12 protein-coding genes are annotated in these 19470 nt (G+C 61.4%); all 12 read right to left on the reverse strand.

Annotation, left to right across the window (positions count from 1 at the left end; translation table 11 throughout):
- Nucleotides 1-139 precede the first annotated feature (139 nt).
- Entirely contained in the window at nt 140-1474 is a 1335-nt protein-coding gene (locus L6R21_09910; protein MCK6559500.1) for a methyltransferase domain-containing protein, read from the reverse strand.
- A gap of 24 nt (nt 1475-1498) precedes the next feature.
- On the reverse strand, nt 1499-5071 hold the full coding sequence (locus L6R21_09915; protein MCK6559501.1) for a CHAT domain-containing protein: 3573 nt from the start codon (nt 5069-5071) through the stop codon (nt 1499-1501).
- Between the two features lie 147 nt (nt 5072-5218).
- Nucleotides 5219-5626, reverse strand: coding sequence for a hypothetical protein (locus L6R21_09920; protein MCK6559502.1), 408 nt, complete (start codon nt 5624-5626; stop codon nt 5219-5221).
- A gap of 9 nt (nt 5627-5635) precedes the next feature.
- A complete protein-coding gene (locus L6R21_09925) occupies nt 5636-5905 on the reverse strand; it encodes a hypothetical protein (protein ID MCK6559503.1) in 270 nt (89 codons plus the stop codon).
- 166 nt (nt 5906-6071) lie between these two features.
- Nucleotides 6072-6767, reverse strand: a complete 696-nt coding sequence (locus L6R21_09930) for a VIT family protein (GenBank protein MCK6559504.1) — start codon at nt 6765-6767, stop codon at nt 6072-6074.
- 215 nt (nt 6768-6982) lie between these two features.
- Nucleotides 6983-8383, reverse strand: coding sequence for a B12-binding domain-containing radical SAM protein (locus tag L6R21_09935; GenBank protein ID MCK6559505.1), 1401 nt, complete (start codon nt 8381-8383; stop codon nt 6983-6985).
- 526 nt (nt 8384-8909) lie between these two features.
- Nucleotides 8910-11528, reverse strand: coding sequence for a fibronectin type III domain-containing protein (locus L6R21_09940; GenBank protein ID MCK6559506.1), 2619 nt, complete (start codon nt 11526-11528; stop codon nt 8910-8912).
- 133 nt (nt 11529-11661) lie between these two features.
- Nucleotides 11662-13194 (reverse strand): glycosyltransferase family 39 protein, encoded by a 1533-nt coding sequence (locus tag L6R21_09945; protein ID MCK6559507.1) that lies wholly within the window; start codon nt 13192-13194, stop codon nt 11662-11664.
- A gap of 94 nt (nt 13195-13288) precedes the next feature.
- Nucleotides 13289-14590, reverse strand: a complete 1302-nt coding sequence (locus L6R21_09950) for an aminotransferase class V-fold PLP-dependent enzyme (GenBank protein MCK6559508.1) — start codon at nt 14588-14590, stop codon at nt 13289-13291.
- Between the two features lie 673 nt (nt 14591-15263).
- Nucleotides 15264-15848, reverse strand: a complete 585-nt coding sequence (locus L6R21_09955) for a TIGR00730 family Rossman fold protein (protein MCK6559509.1) — start codon at nt 15846-15848, stop codon at nt 15264-15266.
- 441 nt (nt 15849-16289) lie between these two features.
- The gene (locus tag L6R21_09960; protein MCK6559510.1) at nt 16290-17795 is read right to left on the reverse strand and encodes a B12-binding domain-containing radical SAM protein; all 1506 of its coding nucleotides are present in this window, start codon (nt 17793-17795) and stop codon (nt 16290-16292) included.
- Between the two features lie 164 nt (nt 17796-17959).
- On the reverse strand, nt 17960-19468 hold the full coding sequence (locus tag L6R21_09965) for a hypothetical protein (GenBank protein ID MCK6559511.1): 1509 nt from the start codon (nt 19466-19468) through the stop codon (nt 17960-17962).
- Nucleotides 19469-19470 lie beyond the last annotated feature (2 nt).

The following is a 19470-nucleotide window of genomic DNA, read 5'->3' on the forward strand; positions in this document are numbered from 1 at the left end:
AGGTTCTGCTGAAGCGCCCAATGACTTGCATTCGATCCAACTCTTGTCATTCTGCAAGAATCTCCTGCATGCTTGAGTCGGACGCCAGAAATGACGAAGCACCGTCCGAGACGTCGCCCTCTTTTTGGTGGTGGTAGACTCAAGCATCATGATGATTGAAATATTCCACCAGCTCCCACTTCAGCGCCGGCGGGCGAATGTCGAAATCCGCGAGGTTGGCCAGCGGCAGCCACTGTACCAGGCAGCCGTCTTCGGGCGGCTGGACGTGATTGGTGGGCAACGCAGCACCGTCCGCGGTCGCGAGGAAATACCAATCCGTCTTGCGCGGCTGATGATAAGGTCCGAATTTGCGTTGCGGCGTAATGGTGAGGCCGAGTTCCTCGTGCAATTCACGCTGCACCGCCTGCTCCGGCGTTTCACTGGGTTCGATGCCGCCGCCGGGAATGCGCCACACATCAAGGCCTTCGACCAGACAATGATAGGTAAGCAAGTGCCGGTCGTGCACCAGCACGGCGCCGGCGCGCGGCCGTCCCGGCTTCCAGTTTTCTGCCGGTTGCGGCAACCGCTCGCCGATCCAAATCGGAAAGCGGGCCGCCACGGCACTTCCGGTTTTTTCACGCAGCCATTTCACCATCAACTCGCGAGTGACAAAGTCACGGCGCAGACGAATGAAGCGAAAGTGCTTCTGCGCGGTGAAGAGTTCATCGGTCAAGCCGCCGTAGTTTTGTGCCAGCCCGGGCACGCCGTATTCGGCATAATAGGCTGCGCTGCGGCGGGCCGCTGCTTGCGCTGCTGCCGGTGTGGGATAGACGGGCGAATCCATCACGATGAATTGCCCGCCGGGCCGCAGCACGCGCGCGGCTTCCGCGCAGCATTGCGCCGGGTCGCGGGCATAATGCAGACTCGCATTCGCGATCACTATCTCGAAACTGGCAGCGGCGAGCGGCGGCCGCTCGAGTTCGGCTTGCACGGCCAGAAAGCGCCGCTGGTTTGCCGGCAACGCAGCCAGGCCATGCGGCCCCGCGTTCACATCCAGAGCGAGCACGGCGTGTTGCTCTGCAAGCCGGCGGCTCAGCCAGCCGCTGCCGGCGCCGAGATCCAAAATGCGCAGGCTGCTCTTGCCGTGGTTTTGCTGCAACCATTTTTGCAGGAATTGAAAGGATTGCGCGCGCAGCCGCCATTCGGCCACATGGGTTGCGGTGAGATCACGAAACGGCAAATGCTGGTAATAGCCGGGCACCGTGCTGGCCCAACCCTCGCGCAGCCGCAAATCATCGTATTGTGCGCAATAGGAGGCCAGCGCGGCGACGCGCTCGCGCGCAAGCAGGCGGGGAATTTGGTCGAGAATGGCAAAGCTCGTGTCGCACGCCGGGCAACCCAGAGCACGCACCGAGCCGGCCACAGTCAACGCCAGCGGGCCGCGACAGGCGGGACAACGCAACACCGCGAGCCAGTGATAGATTTGTTCATGCATTCTTGTTGCGGCGCCGCGTTGCATTCACCCTGCCTTGACCAGCGTCAAGCTGGCGACCACGTATGGAATGTAAACCAGGCCCAGGGGATTGCCCTGCTGCAGCAGCTTCAGCCGGCCGCGGCGCACCGCCTCGCCAATGGCAACACCGTCGAGAAAGTGGCGCAGGCATTCTTCCGCGAAGATGCACGCCAGCGCTTCATTGATCGTGATCTCGGTGCCGATCACGCCCGCGGCATGGGCATTCTCCACAAAGCCGCTGACCAAATCCAATGCCACTTCAGGCTCGAGCGCGGTGGTGTGGCAGCCGTTGAGAAAAACCAGCGGCTGCGGCTTGGCCGCCGGCAGGTCGCGGAGCTTGCTGCGCAAATAATCCCGGGTGATGTATTGCTGCACCGCGGGATCACCGACTTGCAGATAGGGAACATCTTCCTCGCTATCGAAGCCGCCGTGGCAATAAAAATACACCACCTGCGAATCAACTTCTTTCATCTGCGTCATGGTGTCGTCGCGGGTGAGGGCATGATGCCATCCCACACCCGGACGCAACGCCTGCAGCCGGGCTTCGTGCTGCGGTCGCAGCTTAAAGTTGACATCGGTCGAAACCGCGACCACCAGCGCCGGCGCTTGTTGGTAGCGGATCTCCGTGGCGGCTTCCACCGGCGCGTTGGTGAGCGAAGGCGGCATGCCGAGGTTGTGGCGGTAGCCCCAAAAACCGCTGGGACAAATCACCAGCGGCTGGCCGCGGCTGGGGCATGCACCCTGGAAGCATTCATTCTCAGAAAGCTGACCAGGCTGCTGCAGGGCCTGCAGGAAAGATGGACAGAGCGTGTAGCCGTCCGCCGGCGCAGTGGTGTCGAAATCATAGTCATACAGCATGGCAACCGGCAGGAGATGGCGAATCGAGTCTTTGTTGGCGATTTGCACCAGACCGGGCTTGCGCATGAGTTCCTGCAGGGCCCGCGCTTTCTCCTTGCCGCCGGCCAGGCGAGTGATCACCACGTCATAGAAGCGGTAGCCGCGCTTGGCGAATTTGATCAGGTCGGCTTTGAGCTGTTCAAGTTCGCCGCTGCCGTCGTACTTGAACTTCTTGCCGGACTGCCACGGCTCGCTGTCACCCCAGGCTGCCAGGCGCAACGCTTCGCGTGCTTTGGTGATGAGATTCTGCAATTCCTGGCCAGGAATACTCGCGTCTTCTTTGAACTCGGATGCACCCTCAGCGCCGAAGAAGCGAAAGCCGTGTGTGCCGTTGCCGTTGTCGTTGAGCATCAAGCTCAGGCGATGAGGCTGCAAGTGCTCCAACCGCGCAACATCGAGATTCTTGCTGAGGGTGAAATCGGCGCGGGTTTGTAGTGCCGGGCTTGTGCGGCTGCCGCGCAGCAGGCGTTGCAGCCGTGACGCCACCTCCACTTCCACGAGATGCGATTGCACCAGCACCTGTTCGCAGTAAATATTGCAGCGCAGGTGAAAGCGACCGGCGCGCGGGGGCATCTTCACCGCAAAGAACAGCCGCCGCTGCAGCAATTCCACAGAGAGGCCGGCAGGTTGCGCAGCCGGCCGGGTAACCTCCGCCAGCCCATCCTGCTGCAGTTGAATCTCACCAATGTCCTCGCCGGTGGTCAACTCGATTTCGCCGTCATAGGCGAACAACGCGACTTTGAGGCGCGCCTCTTTGGGCAGATGTTCCACCGGCAGGGCCGTGGGCTGTAGATCCATTGCGCCCGCGATGCGCTCGCGGCTCACTTCAAACCAAAAATAGCAGCGCTGCTGCTGCACCAAGGGCTGAGCCGGAGGCAGGGGCAGGCCGGCGTTCTCGAGACTCGCAAAGCCGGTGTTCACCGTGGGCTGGCGTGGCGGCGCTGGCTCAGCGCCCGGCTCAAAGTAGAGCGTATCGTCCGGCTCGATGGGCGGCGCGCCCTCGAAATCATCGCCGCTGCCGACGCCGCGACCGCGTGCTCCGCGCGAGCGCGTGCGGGAGCCGCCATTGCGCGGCACACCGCGAGAGCGTGTGCCCGAGTCACTTTCGCGCTCAGCCTTGCGCTTACCCGGCCACGGCCATGAGCGTTTGGAGCTACGCGGCGGTTCCGGGACGGGACCCGGCAGAGGGGAATAATCCTTATCATACGCGCCGCCAGTGCCGCGTTCGGTTCGGCTCGGAGATGCCGGCGGTGGTGCAGGCAGTGGCTCATCCGTCCGCGTTTGATCCGTCGAGCCGCCGTTCTTCGCTTGCGGCGCTGGTGCGGCGGCACCGCCGTAGTGATCCCAAATCGCGGCGATCATGTCGAGCACGAGCTGGCGGCGTTGCTCCTCCGGCATCTGCATAAACAGCGCACGCCAATACTCGCCAGAAACCGTTTTCACTTCCGCGGGCAGAGCCGCTTGCGCTGCCGCCGGCAAATACGGCCGCAAGGCGGCCAGCACCCGGCGCTGCCACCATTTGATTTCAAAACTCTCTGCGATGGTCTGCACCTGTTGCGCCAGCGCCGGCGAAAGCCGGGGCGCCATTCGCAACAAAAGCCGCGCGCGCGTAATCTCGGACGCCTGCCATTGCCGTACGAAAGCCAGCGCTTGCCCCAATTGCAATTCGTCAAGATGGGGCAACAGCCGGCTCAGGGTCATTTCCTGTTCCGATTCCCACAAATCTTCCAACAATCCAATTGCCGCGGCGACTTGTTGATCCGACCAGAACGGCATCAGCGGCAGGAAATTGCGCAGCGTGCCTTCATTCGGCAAACCGGCAGCCTCCACCTGCTGGCGCAAGGCGGCCTGCAAGCCGGGGCCGGCGCGCTCTGCAATCAGGGACAGCGCGGACGCGTGTTCTTCCGCCGAGCCCTGGCTGCGCGCCTCCGCCGCGATTTCCTGCGGCAACGCGCCGGACACGCGCAGGCTCAGTTCGAGCAGAGCTTCCAGCCGCGCTGTGGTCCAGTTGATCGCGCGCGCGGCCAGCATGCACTCAACGGCCAGACTGCGCTCTTCCGCCTCGGAGAAATGTGGCATCAAACCGGCCAGCGCCAGGCTGCGCCAGCGTTCCTCGCTCATCGCGCGCGCCGCCGCCAGCAGAGCATTGGCTTCGTCCGGCGGCAGAGGCGCCGGCAAGCGGCTGAGCAAAATCACCAGCGCTTCCTGCTGGTCGCTGTCGAGATTGGGCTGTTTTGCCAGCATCAAAGCTGCTTGCGTGAGAGATCGCAAGAAGGGTGTCCCTGGCAGGCGGTCGGCCAGCAACGCGAGGGCAAGAGCACGATCCGCTTCACCGCGATAAAGGCTGGTGAGGTCAGCTTCGCGCACGGCCGCAAAGGCCGGCTCCAGCAGAGAAGAGGAGAGAGCAGGCACGACGCGGGGAAAGCGCACCAGTTCGGTGGCCAGCAGCGCATGATCGCCCAACTCGTAGGCGCGCTGCAACAAGGCGGCCAATGCCGCCAGCCGCTCGGCTTCCGGCATGAAGCCGATGCCGGTGATGGTGTTGATGGCGTTGGCGAGCACCGCGGCCGGCAGCACCGGCGCCAGCTCAGCCAGCAGCTCCGGCTCGGGCGCGCCCGGCCGCTCGTGCGGCGGCTCACCCAGCAGCAATGCGCGCAGCGTTGCTTGCGGATTCTCGGGCATATCGTCTCACTCTCGCAGAACGATCACAATAAGCTTGATGCGCAGATTTCCAGCTTGCCCTCGCTGGCAGGCGGGCAGCCTGCGCTACGCTTTGTCTCTGCAGCAAATCAATCCGGTGAAATCAAAACCGTGAACCGGCGGCTGCGCTCAGCCGAGCGGCGATTTCTTGCCTTCCTGATCCGGCATGGCCATGGGCGTGCTGCCTTCCATGCGCGCGCCTTCCGGAATGAACTCATCCGCGCCGAGCTTCTTGCGGCGGCCGTCGAGAAACCAGTCGCGGTTGAAGTTTCTCGAGATCAGCACCATGACGATCAGGATGAAGAAGTACCCGAAAAAGCCGCTAAACAAACCGATGCCGTACGCGCCGAAGAGATCGCTGCGCTGCGGGAAGATGGCGAGCACCGCGCTGCCGCCGATCGCGCCCACCAGCGTGACGATATCGCTGAGCTGCACGTCGCCCTGGCGATAACGGTTGATATAGTAGACATACCAGCCGATAACCGCGCCCAAGCCGCCGGCGCCGAGCAGTTGAATCAACGAAGCGGATTCGTTCATAAGCCCTCCTCAGGAAAGTGAAGATGATGAAGACGCGCGCTTGTGCAGATCCGCGCGCCACACGGTGTGAACTAGAAAGGCCAGCGCCATTGCCAGCCCGAAGGCGATAACCGCCCGCAGGTTGACGAACAGCAGTGGAATGAAAGCAGCGAGAATGGTGGCGGCGGCCAGCGCGAGAAATTTCAGGAAGGGATGGGCCGCGGGCCGGCGCGCCGTCAGCCAGGCGAGCAGCCAGCCCCACACCAAGCCAAAGCCGATGCTGCCGAGGAATTGAATCATGCCGGGCGCCTTCTCTCTTGTGTGAATCGTACGAAACAGCGCCGCTTAAAATCGCCGGGACCTGGCAGAGCACAGAGTTCGAGTCCCGCAAATAACGCCTCTGCTGTTCCAACAGGCGCAGTGAAACCGTAAAGGCCAGCTTCGTCGGCGATCTCTCTTCAGCCGCTCACGCGACGGTTCCAAACATGGCGCCCACTGCCGCCGTGGCGGCCATGGCCAAGGCTCCCCAAAACGTCACGCGCACCGCGCCGGTGACCACCCGGGCGCCGCCGACGCGCGCGGCCAGTCCACCCATCAGCGCCAGAAACACGAGAGAACTGCCGGCGACAAGAGGAATCATGTTCGAAGGTGGGCTGATCAAGACGATCAACAGCGGCAAAGTTGCGCCCACTGCGAAGGTGGCGGCAGAGGCCAGCGCGGCTTGAATCGGGCGCGCTGTGTGCGTTTCAGAAAGCCCAAGCTCGTCGCGGGCATGAGCCGACAGGGCGTCGTGCGCCATCAATTGATCGGCGACTTGTTGCGCCAGGGTCGGTTCGAGTCCGCGCTTGACATAGATGGACGCCAGCTCGTCGCGCTCGAATTCCACATTCGTCGCCAGCTCGTCGCGTTCCCGTTGCAAGTCGGCTTTCTCGGTATCTGCCTGCGAGCTGACCGAAACATATTCCCCCGCTGCCATCGACATGGCACCGGCGACCAGACCGGCGACTCCCGCGATCAGCACGTTACTGCGGGTCGCCTGCGCGGCGGCAACGCCCACCACCAGACTTGCGGTCGAGACAATGCCGTCGTTCGCACCCAGAACTGCTGCGCGCAACCATCCAATCCGTTCTGCATAATGGCGTTCTGCTTCAGATTTACCCATTGTGCCCGCCTTTCCTCCGTGGCAACGTGCCACGCCAGAGCTTCTCAAAGCACTCGTCAACTCCATCGCGCAACAAGACAAGGCTCACCGGGGAGAGCTGCTGCCGATCACCGCCGGCTTACACAAGGCCAGTCGTGCCGCACCAGGCAGTTCAATCTCCACAGAAAAAGCCAGAAAGTCAACAAGGGTTTCTTTGCTGCTCGTCGCCCGGTGGGTCATGCCTCCCGCTCATGCGCGGTCAGCGCCATACCCAGCCTGCCGAGCTGCGCCTGCGCGGCCGCTTGTGCGCGGCGCAGCCAGGAGCCGGTTCCGTTCTCTTGCAGCCGCTGCCGCGCCAGCTCGCCGTGCAGCCGGCGATTGACGTAATCGTAGTAGCGCCGCGAGTGCCGGCCGCGGATGCGAAAATCGCGGTCGTTGCTTGCCTGCCACTTGCCGTTTGCAGCAATCAGGTTCTGCTCAGCCATGCGCTGGTAGTATTCCGTGCCCTTGATGGGATAGCTCACCGTGGTCAGCACGAGATCGGGATTGGCTTTTTTCACATGGTCGATCGTAGCGGCAATGTCATCTTCGTTTTCGTCCTCGAAACCCCACATCAGGAACATGCCGGTTTCGAGACCGTAGCGTTTGGCCAGCCGCGTCATGGCCTGCACCTGCCCGGCCTTCACCCCGCGCTTCATTTGATCCAGCAGGCGCTGCGAGCCGCTCTCCGAGCCCAGCCACACGCGCAGGCAGCCCATTTCCGCCAGCACCGCCACGATTTCTTCATTCAGCCGGTCGGCGCGGCAGATGCATTCGAAGGGAATCTTGATCTTGCGCTGTTGCAGCGCGGCGGCATATTCGAACAGCCATTTGTGATTGATGTTGAACACGTCGTCGGCATACCACAGCATATCGGGCTGATACGCCGCGCGAATCAGCTCGACTTCCTCCGCGCAAAGTTGCGGGCTGCGTTTGCGCAGGGATTTGCCGTACACCGAATGGCTGCACCAGGTGCAGGAATAAGGGCAACCGCGGCTGGTGATCAACGACACCGCGCCCGTGCCATGATGCGTGCGCCACGCGGCAACGTAGCGCGGCAAATCAATAGCGCCGCGGTCGGGCAGCGGCAGCCGATCGAGATCAGCCAGCAGCGGCCGCGCGGGCGTGCGCTGCGCCCGGCCGTGTTGATCTTTGAAAACGATGCCGGCCACCTGCAGCAGGCGTTCGTGCCGGCCGGATTGCAAAATCGGTAGCAATTCTTCCAGAGTCTGCTCGCCCTCGCCGATGACTACAATATCCGCGCCGCAGTCGAGATATTCCTCGGCGTAGTAGGGCGGATCCGGCCCGCCAACGATCACCGTGCAATTGTGCTGCTTCGCAATCGAGATCATCGCCAGGACGTTGAATTTCGTCATGAGATTGGCGTAGAGGCCGACGGCAGCCGGCTTCTTCGCCGACAGCAATTGCGCAAAGTCCTGCTGGCCCGCGAACGTGCTGTCGAAGATTGCCACGGCAAAATCTTTTTGCTTGAGATACGCAGAAAGGTAAAGCAACCCAAGCGGCGGGTAGGGCTTCATGATTTCCCGCTCTTTGGCATCGTCCTGCAGAAAATAGCCGTGGGTGAGAAGAAGGTCCATAGTTCACGTTGCCAATGGTGGTGGCCGGTACGTATCCTGAACCAGCCGGATTCGGCGCCATGCTGCAGAGGCCGCCGGGAATTCAAAGCGGTATTCTGTTGCGCCGGCGCGCAGTTGCTTCAATTCGTATCGGTAGTCTCGTGTCCGTTCGAAAACATCGCCACCCGGCCGGGTTGCATCGAACGATCCCGACGACTACTGGACCTGCGTGAGTGTCCGTCCGAAGATGCTCCAACTTCGGCAATGCCGGGGTTTCCAGGACTTCGAGCACCGTGGAAACTTTGTGGTTTTCAATGCAACGGCCAAGCCGTGGCAGGAACACCTTTCGCAACAGGCTGCGATTGCGGACGGACCCTGGTCAACCGCCTGGGCGGTCTTCCCGTTTCCGGACAGACATTCGTCTATGCGGCATGTCATGCAGGAGAATCCCGTGAAATGCCTGGCATTGCACCTTCATTTTCCCAGGATCCTTTCAGGATGACAAGGGAGGCAGATAGGCTTTTCAAGGTAACAGTGCGCTGGCAAGTCAATTGATCACCACCAGCTTCCGGGTTTGGCGATGCACCACGGCCTCACGCTGTTTCACTGTCATCCGGCAGAAATAAACGCCGTTGCGCCCGAGCGCCTGGGTCACCGCCAGCTCATGCCGGCCCGCCTCGAAGTCGCCGTTTGCCAGGCGGACAACGCTTTCTCCCAGCACATTGAAGATCTCGATTTCCACGGTTGCCGCTTGCGGCAAAAAGAACTGCAGCCGCGTGAAAGCCGCAAATGGATTCGGATAGTTGGGCGAGAGCGCATACGATTGCGGGAAGCCGTCGTTTGCAAGACCGCTTTCGACGCCGGTTGGTGTCAAGCCGAATTCCTGGGTCAGCAGCGTGTGCATTGCCGCGCCGGCTTCGGATTCCACCATGAAGTACATTGGAAAGCCGAGCACGGCGACATGATGCTGGGTCGAGACCATGCCGGCCGGATAGTCGTGGAAGGCATAGGCTGTGTCATTCGCCAGGTAGCGAAACAGCGTTTTCGCCCCTGGCCGCGGACGAAAGACGTAGACGTCGCGCAACAAGCCGTTCCAGGAGGGCACCGGCACACGCTGGGCATCGACGCCCACCGCCTGATAGCCGGCGGCCGCACCGCGCACACCGGTGAATTGCACCTCGGTCGCCTTCCAGGTCGTGTCGATCTGGAGATAATCAAAGGCAAAATCGCCGGCGGCAAAGCCTTTGGGAGAAGTGTTGCCGGTAAAACTGGCCATGAGATTCCATCCGGAAAAGAGCAGCCGGCCGCCGGCCTCGAGGTAGTCCGCCAGAAGCTTCTGCAGGCCGGGAAGGTTGGTGGGCGTGGTGTCATCGTGGTGCCAGAGCAGCATGCGGTAGGCGCCGAGCGTGTCATCCGGCAGGCCGGCGCTGCGCACGTCGTATTCGGCAAACTCGAAACGCGCCAGCAGCCGGCGATAGAAATCATCGACCTGGGCATCGGAGGGCGAGGCCGGGATGCCGGTGCCGTCACGGGTTTCATCGATGAGCAACAGGCCGCGCGCGAGCGTGAGCGGACGATAGGCCAGCGGCGCGGTAAATGCGCTTTCGAAACCGGTCGTATCCACGGCCGTGAGGGCATAGTAGAAACGGCCGGCCGGCAAATCCGCGTCGACATAAGCCGTATCGCCAATAAGCGCCGTGTTGAGTTTGGTGAAACCGGCATGCGGCTGCCGGCTGCGATAGAGATTGTAGCCGGCCAGATCGAGATCGGTGTTGCGCTGCCAGGCGAGTTTTGCCTGAAACAAGCCGTGGCGCGCGGCGAGGCCCTGCGGCGCCGCCGGTATGCGACTGGGTGTGAAACGAATTTCGGCCGAAGGCAAACTGCGGCGGCCGGCATTGTCAATCGCCAGGACTTGAATGAAGTGAGTCACGCCTTCCTGCAGATCGGTCAGCAAAATCTGCGTGGCGCTGCCGGCCTCCACGGAATCGGTGACAGTGCCGCTGCTGCGGCCATAACGCACGTGATAGTTGACAATCGGCGCGCTGCAGGTGGCGGGCGGCTGCCAGGAAAGCAGCGCGGTGGTGCCGGAACCGGTTTCGCGCGCTGCCAGCGCCTGCGGCGGGTCGGGCGGGAAATCACCCGGCGCCAGCTTGTACACGCCGCCCTGATTGGTGGCTTGCGGGGTGCCGGCGAGATAGACTTCATTGGCCGCCGAAATCGCGATCATCCAGACGAGCATATCGCGCGGCAAGCCGCGTTCAATGGCACACCATGAACGGCCGCGATCATGGCTGAGATAAGTCCGCCCCATCGAAAGGCCAAAGCCTCCGGCAACCAAAAGATTGGGGTCAGCCGGACTGACCTCCAACGCCCAGATCTCGGTGCCGGCAAAACCGAGCGGCGACCAATTCTCTCCGCCATCGGTGCTGTGCACGACCCCGTGATCGCTGCGTGTGCCCCACACCGAAGCATAGACATTGCCGGGCGCGTTGTGATCGAACACGATGACGGGAATCTCGGCGGCATCACGCTTGGTCACGGCGCGCCAGGTCTTACCGTGATCGTCCGATTTGCTGATGGTGGCATTGGTGTAGGTTCCGCCCAGCAGAACATTGGAGCGGTCCGGCCGGAGGGCCAGACAGCAAAACGAGCCAATCTCGCTCGACGCGAGAAACCAGGTTTGCCCGCGATCATGGCTCGAATAGAACCCCTGTCCGAGACTGCCGAGATGCAAGGTATCGGGATGAATCGGATCCACGACAATCGAGCGGCCATTGAAATCGACACGCGGCAGCACTTCCTGCCAACTCAAGCCCGAATCCGTGGTGCGATGCACGCCGGTGGCATAGCCGCCGATGAGAATGAGGTTGGTGTCCGCCGGATGCACCGTGATCGTGCTGATCGCCAGCACGCCGGGAGGCAGCGGCAGGTGCTGCCAGTGCTCGCCCCGGTCGCGGCTGATCGCAAAGGAATCACCCGCGGCATAAATCGTGTTCGGATTGCGGGGATTGATCGCCACCGCCACCTGGGCAATTTGGGCAATATTGCCATGCAGCGAAGTCTTTTTCTCCCACTGCCACTGCGCCTCTGCCTTGCCGAAGCAAGCGACACACAAAGCGGCCGCCATCACGATTCTGCCTCGTGACGAGTGGAAATTGCGTACCATGTAACCCTCCAAGCAAAGTGAGATGCCCGGCCGGTAGCCGGTGGAATTGGACGCAACGGCGGCTTTTCTACGGAAACATCACACGCAATGATTCACTCTCTCATAACAAACGCGAGCAGCAGGCGCAGGGATTTCAACGCGGATTCCTCCATTCATATATCTCGATCTTCGCCTCGCCAGGACGAAACGGCGCAACCACCGGCGGCAATTGCGCCAGACGGGTGGGATCGAACCCTTGGTAATAAACCGGCTCATACAGATCGATGGGAATCTCGTGCACATGGGACAAACGCGGGCGCCACTTTTCAAACCACTGCGCCCGCTCCGGAAATCGCTGCAGGATTGGATCCACCGCAATCAACGCCTGCCCGGCATGCAGCAGCAATGAATCGAGCTGTGCGGGTTGGTGGCGGCGCAGCTCGAGCGATTTCGCTTTCTCATAGAAATAGAAATTCTTGCTCATTTGCGTGAGCACGGGAACGCGGGCCTGCTGCAGATAATCTGCTGCGCGGCGATAGGCATCAGTGCGCAGCGCCAGCACCGGTTGCGCGGCTCGGCTGTTCATCGTGAGAATGACGACAGCGAGCCCTGCCCTCAGCCATTGGGCCCGCCGGCGAAAAAGCCGGCCCAACTCTGCGACGCCAAGGCCGGCCAGCAGACACAAGCCCGGCACCACCGGCAGCAGCAGGCGCGGGAAGCTGAGATAGAAAAGCGCGGAAGCTGCGAACAGCACCAGCACCAGCAGGAGAAAGAAGCCGCTGCGATCACGACGCAGCAGCACGGCCGTTGCGCCGGCCAAAGCCGCCAGCAACAAGGCCGGGGTGAGCCAATGGCTGAGGTAGAAGTACAGTGTCTGCGGCGAGGTGACCAGCAGCGCGGATTGTCCAAAGGAATGCGCCACTTGCCCTTGCAGAATGGCGCCGTAGCCCACCGAAAACTGCACGAACGACAGCCACGGCAAATAGAGCAGTCCGGCAATCGCCGCGGCCAAACCGAAACTGCGCCAGAGTTCCTTTGCGGCAACCGGCTGGTGTCGGCGCGAGAGACGATACACCGCTTGCACACAGAGCCAGGCGCCGGCAATCAAGAGCGGAAAGAAGCCGTGGTACTTGGTGTTCCAGCACAGCCCGGTGAGCACACCGCCGCTGATGAGCCAGCTCCGGCGATTCTCCTGGATGCCCATGAACAGACATCCCAGACTCGCCCAAAACAGCAATGTAAAAGTTGCGTCAGTCAGGGCCAGGCGCGAATAGATGAGATGGTATTCGGCCGTGGCCAGGAACAGGGCCGCGAGCAATCCGGCGGCGCGGCCGAACCAGCAGCGTCCGATCGCATAAATCACGGCCACCGTCAAGCTGCCGGTGCAAGCGGACACGCCGATGGCGGCGTAATCCTGCACACCGCAGAGCAGGAAGCACATTCCCACCAGCGTGGGAAACAAACCGGGCGCGTGGCCGGATTGAAAAATCCACCCTTCTCTGCCGAAGGTGGCGAGCCAGCGGCCGGTCATGGCGTACGAGCCTTCGTCGAAATGCGTGAGGCCGAGGCTGTCGAGCTGCCAGAAGCGCAAGGCGGCGGCAAAAGCAACGAGCAACAGGCCGAAGCCGAAATCAGCGCGATCATTTCGGCGGCCAGCGGCCGGCCCGCTGCGCTGATGGCTGTTCATGGCCGCGCTGCCGGCTTCGGGTCAAAGTCCGCGCGCCTCGTCGGCGGTTCGGAGAAATTCCGGCGAGTGCAGGAAGCGCTGATCGCATTGCTGCTCACGTTTTCGGTAATCCGTGTTTGATGACGCGTTCAATGGCCTCGGCGAAGCGGTCGATTTCCTCGAGCGTGGTGTAGACGCTGGGGGAGACGCGGAGGCCTTCAAACTCGGCGTGCTTGATGGCAATCACGAGGATGCGGTGTTGATTCCACAAATGAAGGGCGAGGGCTTTGGATTCGACGCCTTGGATCTGCACATTCGCCAAGCCGCAAGCAAAGCCGGGCCGGAGACTGGTGTTGAGGCGCACGCGTTCGTGCTGCAGCAGCCGCCGAGCCCAGCGGTCGCGCAGAAAAATCAGGCGCGCTTCCTTGCGCTGCGCACCGATGCCTTGATGAAAGGTGAGCGCGTCGGCAATGGCGAGATAATTGGCCGCCGGATGCGTGCCGATCTCCTCGAACTTGCGGATGTCGCCGTCCAGCGCCGCGGGCGCGGCCATCATCGGCCACAGGTTTTTGATCTTGTCGCGGCGCACGTAGAGCATGCCGGTGCCGTGCGGCGCGCACAGCCATTTGTGCAGGCTGGCGGCATAGTAGTCGCACTCCAAATCCGCGTGGGTGAAATCGAAATGCGCCAAGGCATGCGCGCCGTCCACGATCACCGGCAGGTTGCGGCGGCGTGCCATGGCCACAATTTGCTTCACCGGCAAAATCTGGCCGGTGAGGTTGATCATGTGGCACATGAGAATCAATTTTGTTTTCGGCGTGACATTCTTTTCAAAGAGCGAGACAATCAAATCGGGATCCTCGCAGGGCACGGGCAGCGAGAACTGCCGCAGCTTGATCCCGTCGCGGCGTTCACGCTGCTGCCAGGTGGTGATCATGCGGGGATAATCCTGGTTGGTGGTGAGCACCTCGTCGCCGGCGGCGAGATCGAAACCGAATTGGCAAATCTGCAGGCCTTCGGAAGCATTGCGCGTCAGCGCGATTTCCTCCGTCTCGCAGCCGAACATGCGCGCCAGGCGCTGGCGCACGCCCTCGCGTTCCGGCTCGAGAATCTGCCACATGGTGTACGCCGGCGCCTGGTTGGAGAAATCGAGATGGCGCTGCAGCGCGGCCTGCACCACTGCCGGCGAGGGGCTGACGCCGCCGTTGTTGAGATTGATCAGGCTGCGATCGACGGCAAAGGCCTGCTGCACTTCAAACCAAAGCGCTTCATCGCTGGCGACTTCCATGGGCGGACGGGTTTCGTCGGCGAAAGCAGCGAAAACATCGTTTGAACTCCCCGGGCGCAGGGCGGGCAGTGCCAACAGAGACCCGGCGGCGCCACCCAGCGCACCCAAGAACGAACGGCGGCTGTACATGCCCTCTCCTCCTTTGCGTTATCAACGGCCAGGAACAACGAAGAATTGCGCAATTGCGATGCAACTCTCTTGGGAGGCCTCGTGCCTAATGTCGCTAGTACTACAACGCTAAGTCGAATTCTACTGCACAGACAAACAGCTCCAAAGGGGCGCCATGCAAAAGCGAAGGGCAACGCCCTGGAAAAGAAAACCGTAATCAGGAGAAATCACCAAGCCCCATGCGGGGCGCCATAGAACTACGTCTGGAATGTCGCCCCTCGGGCTGAATGCGACAAATCCTATCGGTTCCCAAGGCGCTGCCCGTGGGCTATTGCATGCGGCCCCGTCGGGGTCAACCCGGCCTTCTAAACGAGGAGAGTGCATACCCAACGTTGTAGTACGATCCATCCGAAATCGCGAACTTCTGAGAAAATGTTCCTGCAACGGCTAGGCCGTTGCACGTTGCATCAAAATACTCTGAGTTTCCACGACACTTGAAGGTTTGGAAACCTCGGCTCAGCCGAGGGTGGAACATTTTCGGACAGAGACTCACCAACTTCTGAGGGGGAATCCGTTCCAACCTTGGCCGGGCCAAGATCTTGTGATCGTTTGCACGACGCGGATCGACCGCAAGCATTCCAAGGCCGGCAACCGCGCAACGCCGGCGTCCGTCTCCCGTTCATTGGGCGCCGGCTCAGACTCTGGCTTCTGGCATGGCGTTGCGATCCCAGGGCGGGGCGTTGTGCAGTGCGCCAATCACGCCGTCGACGGAATCCACCACCGACCACATTAAACGATGCTGCGGCCGCATGAAGCGTTCGCGAATGCAGCGTTCGAGCAGCTCGAGGGCAGGATCGAAGAAGCCGCGCAGGTTCACGATGACAATGGGATGGGTGTGCAAGCCCAGGCGCTTCCACGTGATCGCTTCGAACAATTCCTCCAGCGTGCCGCTGCCGCCGGGCAGCGCAATCAGGCCCTGGGATTTTTCGATCATCACACGCTTGCGCTGGTGCATATCGTCGGTGAGATGCAGCTCGGTGAGGCCGTTGTGGCCCCACTCCACTTCCTGCATGAAGTGCGGCAGGACGCCGATGACTTTGCCGCCGGCGGCCAGCGCGCTGTCCGCGAGCGCGCCCATCAGGCCGACGCTGCCGCCGCCGAAAACAATGGTGAGGCCGTGACGCGCCAGCTCAGCGCCAAGACGCCGGGTTTCTTCGAAATAGAAGGCATCGCACTGGCTGCTGGAGGCGCAATAGACACAAACCCGTTGGAGGGACAAGGGAATCGATTCCTTCGGTTGGTACTCGATTAGTTTTTCCAACTCAGAAAAAAGTCTGAAAGATTCCTGACCACCAAGCAAACGATTGAATCGCGAAAAAGAGGAGATCGCCGAGCGGTCATATCAAGAGTGCTCTGCACTGCGTTCTCGGCAACGCTGCGGTGCCGGTGATGCCTTTGGGTGAATTCGAGGTGTCCTAGAATAGAGCTTTGTTGTCTTGATTTGCATGAGTGATTCCGCGTGTCATTCAGAAGGAATCTCGTGAGGTACTTGGCACCGTGCTCAAATCTTCAATCTGATGCAGTTCCTTGGCGAAATCATTGCCTCAACAGCAAAGAATGTTTCCAGCAGATAGATACAAGCCAACTGATAAGAAACTCGTCCACCCTTTGGGTTGATACTGCCTGCGGGCGATTTCCTCCTCTTTGCGATTGATCTGCGTTACGTCCTCGGCCGGTCTTTCGTCTTTTCAACCTCGAACGCCTGGTTCGGTCTTTTCAGCCGCTGCAAACGCGCGCGCTCAACGTGCAGCAGCGGCCAACGGCCGGCAGCCGCAAGCAACTGCCGCACCTTGCGCAGCGTCAATTGCGAGGGCTTCTGCCACATCTCCGAGAACAAAGCCGCAGTTTTGTGCAAACGGAACTCCTGATGCACGACGCGATGCAACTGGCGGTAGAATTCCGGTTGATACTGGCCGCGAAACATCAGGTCGAGATCATCGCTGTGCTCCCAGTTGTGTTTCTCACCCAGCTCAGCCTTGACGCGCTCATAGAAGCGCGTGCCGGGCAGCGGATAGGAAACCGAGATGCCGAGGTCGTCGGGCCGGCAATCATGCACCATTTTGATGGTCTTTTCGATATCGGCATCGGTTTCACCGGGATAGCCGAATTGCAGAAAGAAGCACACTTGCAGGCCGTGGCGGTGCAGCCGCTCGGCCGCCGCATGAATCTGCGCCACAGTGGTGCCCTTGTCCATGGCATCGAGAATCCTCTGCGAGCCGGATTCCGCGCCCACCCACACGGTCCGGCAGCCGGCTTGCTTCAAACCGAGGACGGCCTCTTCGTGCAGCAAATCGACGCGCGCTTGAATCTTGAACGGGATGGTCGCCTCGGCGGCTTGCACTGCCTCACCGAAACGCTCGACCCAGCCCGGCTTGAGGCCGAAGATGTCGTCGCTGAACCAAATGTGATCCGGCTGATACTGCTGTTTCAGCCAGGCCATCTCCTGCGCCACATTCTCTGGCGAACGGGAATTGTAACGATCGCCATAGATCGGCTTTGCGCACCAGTTGCAACGAAACGGGCAGCCGCGCGTGCTGACCATGTTCATCGAAAAATAGCCGTGTTTGCGGCGCCACGCATTGCGATACGAGTCGATGTCGACCAAGTCCCACGCCGGAAACGGCAGTTGATCGAGTTGTTTGAGAAAGCCGCGGCCCGCCGTTGCTGTGATGCTACCGTTCTGCCGGAAAGCGATGCCCGCGATTTGATCCAGCGGTTGGGCCGGGCGCTGGAGAATCGCCGCCACCAGCTCTGCCAGCGAAATTTCACCTTCTCCCAAAATGACATAGTCCGCCCCGGCGTTGAAATAGAGCTGTTGCTGGTCGGTGGCATCCGAGCCGGCCACGATCACCGGCACGCCGCGAGTCTTGGCGAGTGAGATCATTGCGAAGCAAGCCTCGCGCATGCGCGTCAGGCACATCTTGCTGAGCCAGTTGAAGCTGTCTTCATAGAACACCACGGCGCGCGGTTGAGAATTGTCGAGCGCCGGGCGCAGCGCTGCGGGGCCGGCGGCGAGCATGCTGTCGAACAGGGCAACGCGCCAGCCCTTTTGCCGCAGATAAGCGGCGGCATACAACGTCCCCAGCGGTGGATAGGGCTGCATCGTCTGCCACTGTTTGGGATCGAAGCGGAGAAAAAAAGAATGGGCGAGCAAGACATCGATCATTGCAACCATCTCGTCGTCTTGGGAAACACCAGCATCACCGCGAGCACAGCCCTCGTCCCGCCAGGGACCTCCCTCCGCACCATGCACCACTCCAGTGCCGGGGAAGATGCTTTCAGCATAACAGCAAGAAGCGAATGAGCCAACTTCGCAACTCGGCGGCCGCTTCACTGCTCCGGCCATTGCGTGACTTCATAAACCGTGGCCTGCGCGAGACGCAACACCGGCCGGCAGCGCAACGGCTCGGCGCGCACGAATTCCGCGAAGAACACATCCGCGGCCAGCCAGGGCTGAAAATTCGTGAAGATCACCAGATATCTCACCTGCTGGCGGCGCGCGTAGTCGAGCAACTCCTCACGCCGCTCGAAAGTGAGCAATCCCGCGCAGAGAATCCTTTCGCGATGATCCTTCGACTGCGCCGCGATGCGCTGATACGCCATGGGCGCCGCATCTTGCCGATGGCGAAAACGTTCCGCCACCACCAGCGCCTTCTCGTCGGAAGGCAGCGCCCGCTCCAGGAATCGAGTCATCTCGTACGGCTCGCGGAATTCAGGATTGGCGTGCAGCCGCGCCACCGGAATTGCAGCATAAACCGCCAAACCGGCCAGCAGCAATCCCACCAGAACATTTGCCGCACGGGGCGCCAGCCAGCGCGACCACCAGCCGCGGCGCTGCTGCAACCCCGCCGCGATGGCCTCCATGCCGACCACGGCGAGTAGCAACGCCAGGCTCAGCGGAATCGCGGCAAAACGATTCACCGTTTCAAATTCCTTGCCGATGATGAAGAAGAAAAAAATCAGCACCAGCGCGCCCCAAGCCAATAGTAATTTCAAAACTGGAGGCCAAGACTTACGATTCTGCCACAGCCACCGGACTCCCGGCAGGGCAAATAGCAGCAGCGGCGAGCCGAAGAGTCCCAACCAGTAAAGCATGCGGCCGGCGTAGCGTGCCGCCCAGCCCAAATCAAAATGCGGTTGCCAGGCATAGAATGTGCGATCCGCGGTTTGAAAGAGAAAGCTGTGCCATTCGCCCCAATGGAATTGGCTGAGCAAAAGCCAAAGCCCGGGTGCCCAGCCGAAGAACAGCGCGGCTGCGAAAGAGTTTTTGATCACGGCGCCGGCACGTGCCCCCGCGGCTTCGCGGTTGGTTCTCCACCAAACGAGAAGGGGCAACACGAACCAACTTTCATAGCGCGTGAGACAAGCGAGGCCGTAAAGCAAGCCGCCGGTGCGCGACCGCAGGATTTTCTGCGGATGAAACAACATTGCCAGCGCGGCATAGAACAGTCCGAGAAACAACACGTCCTGATAAGGCATCAGTGAGAGAATGACGAAGAGCGCATTGGCCGCGAACAGCAAGCCGCCCATGCGGGCGAACGCCGGCGCGGTGCAACGGCGCAAGCAGAGATAGAAGCCGCAGGCCGCGAGGCTGCCGAGCGCGGCAAAGAGCACGCGAATCGGCATGATGCTGGGGCTCAGCAAAGCCGGCACGTACACCAGCGCCTGCGTGAGCGGCAGCCAGTGCGCGAGAAAAAGCGTGTCGCGAAAATAAAGCCGGCCGATGCTGTCATTGCCGTAGGGCGCGGGGAAGGCCCACAGCAGCAGCAGACGCAGCGCAAAGCCGAACACAAAGATGAGAAGCAAGTCGCGGCGGGCGGCTTTCTGCGGCTCGGACATGC

It is taken from the genome of bacterium, assembly GCA_023150945.1.
Classification (GTDB): domain Bacteria; phylum Zhuqueibacterota; class Zhuqueibacteria; order Zhuqueibacterales; family Zhuqueibacteraceae; genus Coneutiohabitans.

What these genes read in the sequence shown, in the direction of transcription:
- L6R21_09940 (MCK6559506.1), bottom strand. Translation starts at nt 11,528, where the DNA reads ATGGTACGCAATTTCCACTCGTCACGAGGCAGAATCGTGATGGCGGCC.
- L6R21_09950 (MCK6559508.1), bottom strand. Translation starts at nt 14,590, where the DNA reads ATGTACAGCCGCCGTTCGTTCTTGGGTGCGCTGGGTGGCGCCGCCGGG.
- L6R21_09945 (MCK6559507.1), bottom strand. Translation starts at nt 13,194, where the DNA reads ATGAACAGCCATCAGCGCAGCGGGCCGGCCGCTGGCCGCCGAAATGAT.
- L6R21_09930 (MCK6559504.1), bottom strand. Translation starts at nt 6,767, where the DNA reads ATGGGTAAATCTGAAGCAGAACGCCATTATGCAGAACGGATTGGATGG.
- L6R21_09915 (MCK6559501.1), bottom strand. Translation starts at nt 5,071, where the DNA reads ATGCCCGAGAATCCGCAAGCAACGCTGCGCGCATTGCTGCTGGGTGAG.
- L6R21_09920 (MCK6559502.1), bottom strand. Translation starts at nt 5,626, where the DNA reads ATGAACGAATCCGCTTCGTTGATTCAACTGCTCGGCGCCGGCGGCTTG.
- L6R21_09935 (MCK6559505.1), bottom strand. Translation starts at nt 8,383, where the DNA reads ATGGACCTTCTTCTCACCCACGGCTATTTTCTGCAGGACGATGCCAAA.
- L6R21_09965 (MCK6559511.1), bottom strand. Translation starts at nt 19,468, where the DNA reads ATGTCCGAGCCGCAGAAAGCCGCCCGCCGCGACTTGCTTCTCATCTTT.
- L6R21_09925 (MCK6559503.1), bottom strand. Translation starts at nt 5,905, where the DNA reads ATGATTCAATTCCTCGGCAGCATCGGCTTTGGCTTGGTGTGGGGCTGG.
- L6R21_09960 (MCK6559510.1), bottom strand. Translation starts at nt 17,795, where the DNA reads ATGATCGATGTCTTGCTCGCCCATTCTTTTTTTCTCCGCTTCGATCCC.
- L6R21_09910 (MCK6559500.1), bottom strand. Translation starts at nt 1,474, where the DNA reads ATGCATGAACAAATCTATCACTGGCTCGCGGTGTTGCGTTGTCCCGCC.